Source organism: Novosphingobium mangrovisedimenti (assembly GCF_025153475.1).
Taxonomy (GTDB): domain Bacteria; phylum Pseudomonadota; class Alphaproteobacteria; order Sphingomonadales; family Sphingomonadaceae; genus Novosphingobium; species Novosphingobium mangrovi_A.
Genome location: NZ_JANZXA010000033.1, coordinates 1 through 8,250, shown reverse-complemented (window position 1 = coordinate 8,250; position 8,250 = coordinate 1). Strand labels below are relative to the sequence as shown.

7 protein-coding genes are annotated in these 8,250 nt (G+C 60.6%); 3 read left to right on the top strand and 4 right to left on the bottom strand.

Annotated elements, in window-relative coordinates:
- Positions 1-220 precede the first annotated feature (220 nt).
- From NZK81_RS21130 to NZK81_RS21120, 3 genes are all read left to right on the top strand, one after another.
- Positions 221-1,951 (top strand): strawberry notch C-terminal domain-containing protein, encoded by a 1,731-nt coding sequence (locus tag NZK81_RS21130; RefSeq protein ID WP_260047956.1) that lies wholly within the window; start codon positions 221-223, stop codon positions 1,949-1,951.
- Positions 1,952-2,012: 61 nt separating this feature from the next.
- On the top strand, positions 2,013-2,426 hold the full coding sequence (locus NZK81_RS21125) for an MbcA/ParS/Xre antitoxin family protein (protein WP_260047955.1): 414 nt from the start codon (positions 2,013-2,015) through the stop codon (positions 2,424-2,426).
- Complete coding sequence (locus tag NZK81_RS21120; protein WP_260047954.1) at positions 2,423-3,142, top strand: RES family NAD+ phosphorylase; 720 nt, start codon at positions 2,423-2,425, stop codon at positions 3,140-3,142. Before NZK81_RS21125 ends, NZK81_RS21120 begins: the two co-directional genes overlap by 4 nt.
- Positions 3,143-3,325: 183 nt before the next feature.
- Here the strand turns inward: NZK81_RS21120 and NZK81_RS21115 are convergent, their stop codons facing one another.
- The 4 genes from NZK81_RS21115 to NZK81_RS21100 all read right to left on the bottom strand — a co-directional run bounded on the left by NZK81_RS21115 (position 3,326) and on the right by NZK81_RS21100 (position 7,966).
- A complete protein-coding gene (locus NZK81_RS21115) occupies positions 3,326-4,291 on the bottom strand; it encodes a hypothetical protein (protein ID WP_260047953.1) in 966 nt (321 codons plus the stop codon).
- Between the two features lie 64 nt (positions 4,292-4,355).
- Positions 4,356-4,598, bottom strand: a complete 243-nt coding sequence (locus tag NZK81_RS21110; protein ID WP_260047952.1) for a DUF2188 domain-containing protein — start codon at positions 4,596-4,598, stop codon at positions 4,356-4,358.
- 10 nt (positions 4,599-4,608) lie between these two features.
- Positions 4,609-6,855, bottom strand: coding sequence for a S8 family peptidase (locus NZK81_RS21105; protein ID WP_260047951.1), 2,247 nt, complete (start codon positions 6,853-6,855; stop codon positions 4,609-4,611).
- On the bottom strand, positions 6,848-7,966 hold the full coding sequence (locus NZK81_RS21100) for an AAA family ATPase (protein ID WP_260047950.1): 1,119 nt from the start codon (positions 7,964-7,966) through the stop codon (positions 6,848-6,850). The genes NZK81_RS21105 and NZK81_RS21100 overlap by 8 nt, the downstream gene beginning before the upstream one ends.
- Positions 7,967-8,250: the final 284 nt, after the last annotated feature.

The following is an 8,250-nucleotide window of genomic DNA, read 5'->3' as shown; positions in this document are numbered from 1 at the left end:
GGCACCCTTCAAAAGGCGCCTCCTGCGTTCCGGGATCGGCTACGGGCTACGCCCTTCGCCAATCCCGGAACGCAGCATTCTCATCTTGTTTGTCGCGCTTTCTCAACCTGAATGTCGCGCGACAGATCTCTCCGATGCGGAACGTCAAGCACTCGAAATCGATCTCTCCCCCCGCGAATATGTGGTCGATTACCTCACCAAAAGCTTCCCGGTTCGGTTGATGGCCGTGTTTACGGACGAGAATGGCAATGTCCGGTCCGAACCGATGAGTGATGAGAACGGTGCCCCTGTTCTCTGTCGTTCGGCGCTTGCCGCGCGCGATAGCATGATCGAGCAGCTCTGTGCCTTGCCGCCGATCGCGACGGCGCTCGATGCGATCATCGAACGGTTCGGTGTTGATCAGGTCGCCGAAGTCACCGGCCGTACCCGCCGCCTGATCGTCGGGCGCGATGGACGCCAGGTGCTCCAGTCGCGCTCTCCGCGCGCCAATGTCGCCGAAACGCGAGATTTTATGGACGGGACAAAGCGGATTCTGGTTTTCTCCGATGCCGGTGGCACCGGCCGCAGTTATCATGCCGACCTTGCGGCAAAGAACCAGATGCGCCGGGTCCACTTCCTGCTTGAGCCGGGCTGGCGGGCCGATGCCGCAATTCAGGGCCTTGGCCGTACCAACCGCACCAATCAGGCGTCGGCCCCGCTGTTCCGCCCGGTGACCACCGACGTGCGTGGCGAACGTCGGTTTATATCGACCATTGCACGTCGGCTCGACAGTCTCGGGGCACTGACCCGAGGGCAGCGCCAGACAGGTGGGCAGAACCTCTTCGATCCTGCCGACAATCTCGAGAGCACCTACGCCAAGGAGGCGCTTCATCGCTGGTTCGGCCTGTTGTTCGCAGGCAAGCTGGAAGCCGTTACGCTTTCTCGGTTTGAGGAATTGAGCGGGCTCAGGGTCGAAGGGCCCGACGGCGGGATGGTCGATGACCTGCCAGCAATCCAGCGCTGGCTCAATCGCATCCTCGCGTTGCCTATTGCTCTGCAAAACGGGATATTTGACGAATTTCTCGGCCTCGTCGAAGCACGGATCGATGCAGCACGCCAGGCCGGCACGCTCGACATAGGGGTCGAGACCATTGCGGTCGAGCATTTCGAAGTGCTGACCGATACGCTACTGCGCACAGATGCGCTGTCGGGTGCGACTACGCATCTCCTGGAACTCGAGATCGCCCGCGCGCTCAAGCCTTTGCGTCTCGAACGGCTCGAGGAACTCTACGGCTTTACAGGTGCGCGTCAGCAACTTCTGCGTAATGCGCGCTCAGGCCGGATCGGGCTGCTTGTCCCGGCGCGTAGTCTGCTCACCGACGAAGGTATGCGTGTGGCCCGCTTCGAGCTTGTCCGTCCCTTGAAGCATGGGCACATCACCGCCGATCAACTCGAGGAGAGCAACTGGGAAACAGTGGATCCAACCGAATTTCGCCGCCTGTGGCAGGTGGAGGTCGATGACGCCGCCTCAAATCACAAGCGCGAGCGCCTGCATCTTGCAACCGGCCTACTGCTTCCGGTGTGGGACAAACTACCTTCCGACTATGTTCGCGTCAGCCGGATCTCGGCGCGAGACGGACGCTCGCTATTAGGTCGGGAGGTTCCGCTCCATTGCGTGCCCGAACTGTGCCAGGCGCTTGGGCTTGAAGACGAACATGCCTTCTCGGCAGAGCAAATCGTCGATGCGGTGCTCGGGACGGGCCGACCAATGCAAATAAAAAGCCGCGAAGCGCTCACGCTCAAGCGCAGCTTGGTCAACGGCGCGCAGCGGCTCGAACTGGCTGGTTGGTCGGCGTCGCGGCTCGACTGGTACAAGGCACATGGGTGCTTCACCGAGATCATCCGCTATCAGACGCGGCTTTTCGTTCCGACCACAAACGCAGTGGCGGTCTTGGCTCGGCTTGCAGGCTGAATTTGACGCATCTTGCCAAATGGCATTCAATGTGCTATATGCTGCCATATGGAGAATAGTCATGTTGGCTTTGCAACCCGTTGATACCGTCCCCCACGCCTTCCGGCCCGATCCTGTAACTCAGGAGGAAGCAGCCGCGATGTTCCGCGCCGTGCTGAACCTGTTTGGGAAATGGGAACTCACCGACGAGCAGGCAGCGACTTTGCTCGACATGCCGGTTCGCTCCTATCGGCGATGGAAAGCTGAGGGGCCGGGCCGTGTCTCGCGCGATGGTGCGGCGCGGCTCTCCAACCTGATGGGTATCCACAAGGCGCTGAGGATCATTTTTTCTGAAGCCCAACGTGGCTACGCCTGGATCAAGGCAGATAACGCCGCCTTTGCCGGAGCGAGTGCGCTCGACGTCATGCTTGGCGGCGAGCTGACCGATATCATGCGGGTGCGTCGCTATCTTGATGCCGAACGTGGTGCCTGGTGATTGACCCCAAGGCGATTCTGGTTGCAGAGGTCGAGTGGAAAGGTGCTGTACGAATTATCCGCAGTGCCTTTCCACCGATCGACCTCTTCGAAGATATCGCAGACCCCGCAGATTGGCCGCTACTGATCTCTGCCGAGCAAAAAACCAATCCTCGCATCATGGCGACGATCGGCAATCTCGATCTGGTACCTGCAGACCGTCGGGTAGGGGGCAACGGCGCATCCTATCTGATGGCCCCGTTCACGCATGTCAGCACTGACCGGCCCAGTCGCTTCACCGATGGGACCTACGGCGTCTTATACGCGGGGGATACATTTGAAACTGCGCTGTTCGAGACAATCCATCATCATGCCCGCTTCATGGCTCGCACTGCCGAAGCGCCAGGTTGGACCTCGCAGTTCCGTGAGATCATCCTTTCGGTAAGCGCCGATCTTCACGATCTCAGGAGCCTTGCCGCAGGCGATCCCGCACTTGATCACGACAACTATGCTGCATCGCAAGCCCTCGCTGTTAAGCTTAAAGGGGGCGGGGCCGAAGGTCTTGTCTATCCGAGCATAAGGCATCCGGGTGGTGAATGTGTCGGCTTGTTCTACCCGGATTGTGCATCCGACCCCACTCAGGGACGTCACCTCGACTACCACTGGGACGGAGGGGGCGTTGACCTGGTTCGAGACGCGGGAACAGGGGCGGTGTTTCGGGTGGTGGATGCCGCGTAGACTGAAGATCCAAAGTCTTGTTTGACCTTTTTCCAGTTCGGACGCCGCGTGCAGGGTCAAATAGGTGAAGTACTTTGCAGAGAAACCGTTGCCAATCAGAAGTGCGCGGTCCTCGCCTCCGGTTGCTGAATGGCTTTCTCAAAACTGAAAACTTCCGGCTTCAGGTCTCCAATTTTGATGACCTTATTCTGTGTTTGCCATCTCGCTTGCGAGGTAGCAGACGACGCAACGGCCGTCTTGCCGCTCAAAATCGTCGTCAACGAATTCGAGTCCGCAGTCACCGCAATGGTGTATCGGGCGCGAATAGCCGCAGGCGGCGCACTGATCTTCGGCGAACACGAAGGTCTCGGCTGCGCAATTGGCGCATTCGGCTACGGGTTCCTCGCCGCCATCGGTCATCGCGAGGTAAAAGTCCGCGTAAAGGACCTGCCCAATCGCATTCTCGATCAGTTCCACGCTGCAGAAGCGTGCACCGCACGACCGGCAGTGAAAATCGGCCGACGTCTGGTCGGTGTTGGCGGGATAGGTTTGCGCGACCAGCGCTGAGGCACACATTGGGCAAACCAGATCGTCAAGCGAACGAGCGACTTCAGGTGAATACCAAGCGATCGCCGCTAGCGTTTCGCGACAAGCTGCGAATTCAGCGTCGAATACGGCTTCGGTGTCGAGAAGCACACCCCAGCAGGGCTGGCCCAGTAGCTCGCGCGGATCGCTCTTCAACACCTCGGTAACAAGCTCGCGGATAATCTTCGCCGATCCAGCGATTGCCGCCGACAAGGGCTCACGACCGCCGATGAAGCGATAGTGCTCGATATCGTTGCGATATTCGGTAAGGCGATCGAGCGGCTTCCAGTCAACCGCGATGCCGAGTTGCTTGAACCTTTCTTTGATCTGGAACTGGTCAACCGTCTTCTGACCATCGCCGACCATGACGATCGCCCCGTTTCTTTGGACCGGCCGCATCTTTAGGCGCAGCAAAATTTCTTCACTATCGGGCGGCGACAGGCGGCGAAGCTGCTCCTTGCATAGGAGCAGGATGCCAGCCTGGACATTGCGCACCGCCGACAACAATCGACGCGGATCGTCGCTCCGATAGTCCTCCATACCGATCTGGATCGACTGGACTGCATTGTCGAGGATCGTGTGCATGCCTGGGTTTTAGCGCCGTAGTTCCGGACTCGCGATCATATCACGCAACGGAGATATCGGGGGATCAATGCTCTTTGTCGCGCGGCGGCAGCGGGTCCGGCCGGCCGATCGTGTCCTTGCTGCGGATCTGGCCGTTCAGGCCTTTGATAGACAGATCACCGCCGCCAGAGTTCAGCAAATGCTGCTTTGCTCCTGCCGCCGCTGCCGCTTGGGTATCGTGCACGAACCCACGTGACGCACCATTGCGCTTGTCGATCCACTTCTGGTCGCTCGCCCTGCGGTACACCATCCGATCATTGTCAGCCATGTCGTCCTCCTTAATATTGGATGTCGATGTCGCTCTCGACCACCGATGTCTCGACGAAGGAGCCGAGCTGGTCGCGAAGCTGGTTGTAGATATCGCCCCCCTCATCGATCCCGCTCAGCGACAGCACGAAGACTGCCTCGAGCGGCGGCACTTGGTCGGCGCTAGTGAAGCCGTAAACATAGTGGTCGCGGGTGTAGATACGCGCGTAGATGCGCAGATTTGGGCCATCGACCTGGTGCCCACGTGCAGAAAAGTCCTTGGCGTGATTGCGCACGGTGCACCACTTGTGGTCGACCGCGCGCGCGATCGTCTCTGGCACGCGGTCGGTATCCATCGACCCGAGTAGATTCGCGTAGGCGTCCCCTTTCGGATACTGGACGGCAGTGTTCAGCCGTGCGCTAAAATAGTTGGGGCCGGCAAACTCGTCGACCATCGGATGCGGGTTGAGGATCGCGGTCAGCTTGCCGCGGCCACGCAAGCGCCCGGCCTTGAGCAGCGCTGGAGGGATCGGAAGTTCCCAGTAATAAGATGCCCGGTCTCGCAGCGAGGCCTTCCACTGCAGTGTCACCGTTCCCGGCCGACATTCCCACGGCAGATAGGTTGCATCGGGTGTGCCAAATCCGCGACCGGTATCGAAACCATCGCCATCGGCGTTGTGAATTAGGAGCGCGCGAACGAGATCAGGGTCGGGCTCGCGCAAACGGTCCATGGTGTGGGCCGCGAGCGGCGACATCAGGGCGGTGGCAAAGCTCGATCCGCGAATGACCGCGCCGCCCAACGCCCGCACATGCGAGAAATGCGAGGTATCGGGCTTGAGCATACCGCAAGGACCCGGCCCGGTGAGGCTCACCGGGCACAACCCGCCGGGTTGACCGTCAGTACCGTGCATCCGGCCGCCAACTGTCAGCGCGGCTTCGCAATCAGCTGGACGCTTGGCCGAGGCGGCGGGCGTGTTGCCGATCGAATTGACAAGCAGCACGCGGTGTTTGCGCGCAAGGGTTGCGAGCGCATGCCCGAACGGGCTGACGGCATCTAAGTCGCAGACCCGGTCTTCATTGAACGACAGGTTCCAAACCTTGGTCTCGGGATGCGCGGTCATTACTGCGTCGAGATATTCGACCAATTCCTCATAATCAGGCCCCGGGAAGCCCCGTTTGGCGATCGCCGCCACTGTGCCGACCCGGCAATGCAGCTCAGGTAACACGAGATTGTTATTCCACTCATGGCCCTGGACGACAAGCGAGGTGACCCGGTTGCCGTGCATCACCTCGGCCGCTGCTCCACTTACTAAGGGTGGTGCGCGCCAGGCCTCGGCTGGCAGGTAGGAAGTCGCGTTGAGGCCACCATCCACGACGCCGACGATCGGCAGGCCGGACAGGTTGGCGGGGAGGGGGCGGTCCGGCTCGCGCCCCTCCCCAGGGTCAGTCACCGTGATCGGCAGTACCGGATCGAGCCGCATCACCGCGCCGGAGGCTGCCAGCCGGTAGAGCGCCTCGGGGCTATCCACAATCACCGTCGTGTGCGCCCGCTGGCGCAGACGATAGTCGCGCAGTGCCCGCCCAAGCCGATCGGTGCCGCTGATCGCCCGCACGGCTCGCGCGAGAGGCGCATCGCCGGCCGCATCGGCACCGCTCGCTAGGTCGAGGAGCAACTGGCGCGACGGGGGCAGGATCGTCCCGTCACGCAGCTGGGCGACTGTCTGCAGCAAATGCTCGACCGCATTGCGGTCTTTGAGCGGCATCAGCGAGGTAAAGAAGGCGCGGCCTTGTGGCCGACGCGGTGCCTCTTCCCATATGGCATCAATTGCTCGGTCGCCCAGCGCATCGCTTGGCGCAAAGAAGCGCATCGACTGGACGCGCGAGATATCGACCTGGTCACGCACGGTACCGAAATTGGAGACGAGTGCGGCGAAGCGCTCGACGCACCGCATGTCCATCTCAACCAAATAGCCCTGTGCATACGGCGCAACCAGTCGCGCGCCATATGCCGGCTGGAACAAGTCAGTCGGTGTCCAAGTCGGCGCCAGCGAATCCTCGAACATTGAGGCATAGACGATCGCGCGGTCGGCGAATTGCGGCTGGCGGCCTTGGTCGCGCGCCATCAGCATCAGGTCGCTCGATAATTTTCGGCGCTGGCCATCGAGCCGGGCGGTTTTGATTCCGGCGAGCGACTTGCCGCGCCCCGTGATCGATTCCGGCTTAGGGTCTTTGGTGAAACGCAAGACGGGATTGAGCAGGGGACGGCGTTCGTCAGCCATCATCGCATCCCTTAAGATAGCGATGGATCATCTGTCGGCTGACCCCGAGCGTCCGGGCGATTTCGGTTTGCGGCATGGCAAGGCGGTCGAGCAAGATCTGCGACAACATCTTCTTCTCGTCGACCGTGAGCGCCCGATTGTCGGGCAGGCGCGGTGCCCCTTCCTTGTTGGTCGCGACTGCCAAGAGGATCGGCGCCAAGTTGAGGTCCTCGCGGCTGATCACCGCGCGGCGCCTTGCGGCGTGTGCGAAATTCTCGATATCCGCTCCGGTCATCCCTTCGGATAGTCGCGCCAGCAGGTCGCTCGCCCCATCCTCGTCGCTGTCCTGGAACAGGAAATAGCTCCACATCGACGCGCGAACTGCGCTGTCGGGGACAAGTAGTTCGGCTTTGTAGGGGAACCGCCGCCAGATTGCAGGGTCGAGTAAATGCGGGTGATTGGTTGCCCCGATCACGATCACTTCATCAGCAAGCGAATCAAGGCCTTGGAGAACGGTGTTCACGACACGCTTTAATTCACCAAGTTCGTGCCGGTCATCGCGCAGCTTGGCGATCGCGTCCATCTCGTCGAGGAACAGCACCGCATCCTTGGTCGGGATGAAGTCGAACATGCCCCGGATATTCTTCGAGGTCTCGCCCAGCCGCGAGGAGATGACCGAGTCAAGCCGGGTGACGTAGAACGGCCGACCGAGCCGCGCAGCAATATGGCCGGCCAGCAACGACTTACCCGTGCCGGGCGGGCCGTAGAGCAGGATACCGAGACGTGCTGAGATGCCGTTCTCGGCCAGCAGCGCAATGTTATTCGCATCCTCTATGAATTGTTCGATGACATGGCCGGCATCGGTGTTAAGAAACAATGGCGAGGTTGGCCAAGCCATTTCCTCGACTAGCGGCAACCGCGAGCCAGCGTCGCGCGGTAGTGCCTCGACATAGCCTGACGCCTGGAGTGGCACGCCGCGTTTGCGTAACATCGCCTGCAATGCCTTGGCGCCCTCGGCATCGACCTCAGCCAGATCGCGGGCGATCCGCCCGCCAATTCGCCGCACTGTCGTATAATCGGCGCCGAGCGCTGCTTCGAAGAGCTTCAGAACGAGAGACCTGTCAACATCCATTCCGCATATGTAACGCCGAATGCATAATATGTCAACTGATTCTGGAAAAGTGTAAACCCAGGCTAGTCGCTTGGCTTCCGGTTGACGTTTGCGCTTCTATCCGAGCCCGAGCCGCGCGCCAAAGATTTTTGCGTGCAGCTCGTCGCATAGCGCACTGGGCTGTTGATTTCCGCTGAGAGTTGACCCGGGAGAGGCATAAATTTCCGCTGAGAAGTGACCCATGTTCTGACCTTTCCCCTGGCTGTTGCGTCGGGGGACATTGGAGTGATCGACATGGCGTTATT

What these genes read in the sequence shown, in the direction of transcription:
- NZK81_RS21115 (WP_260047953.1), bottom strand. Translation starts at nt 4,291, where the DNA reads ATGCACACGATCCTCGACAATGCAGTCCAGTCGATCCAGATCGGTATG.
- NZK81_RS21130 (WP_260047956.1), top strand. Translation starts at nt 221, where the DNA reads ATGGCCGTGTTTACGGACGAGAATGGCAATGTCCGGTCCGAACCGATG.
- NZK81_RS21105 (WP_260047951.1), bottom strand. Translation starts at nt 6,855, where the DNA reads ATGGCTGACGAACGCCGTCCCCTGCTCAATCCCGTCTTGCGTTTCACC.
- NZK81_RS21100 (WP_260047950.1), bottom strand. Translation starts at nt 7,966, where the DNA reads ATGGATGTTGACAGGTCTCTCGTTCTGAAGCTCTTCGAAGCAGCGCTC.
- NZK81_RS21110 (WP_260047952.1), bottom strand. Translation starts at nt 4,598, where the DNA reads ATGGCTGACAATGATCGGATGGTGTACCGCAGGGCGAGCGACCAGAAG.
- NZK81_RS21125 (WP_260047955.1), top strand. Translation starts at nt 2,013, where the DNA reads ATGTTGGCTTTGCAACCCGTTGATACCGTCCCCCACGCCTTCCGGCCC.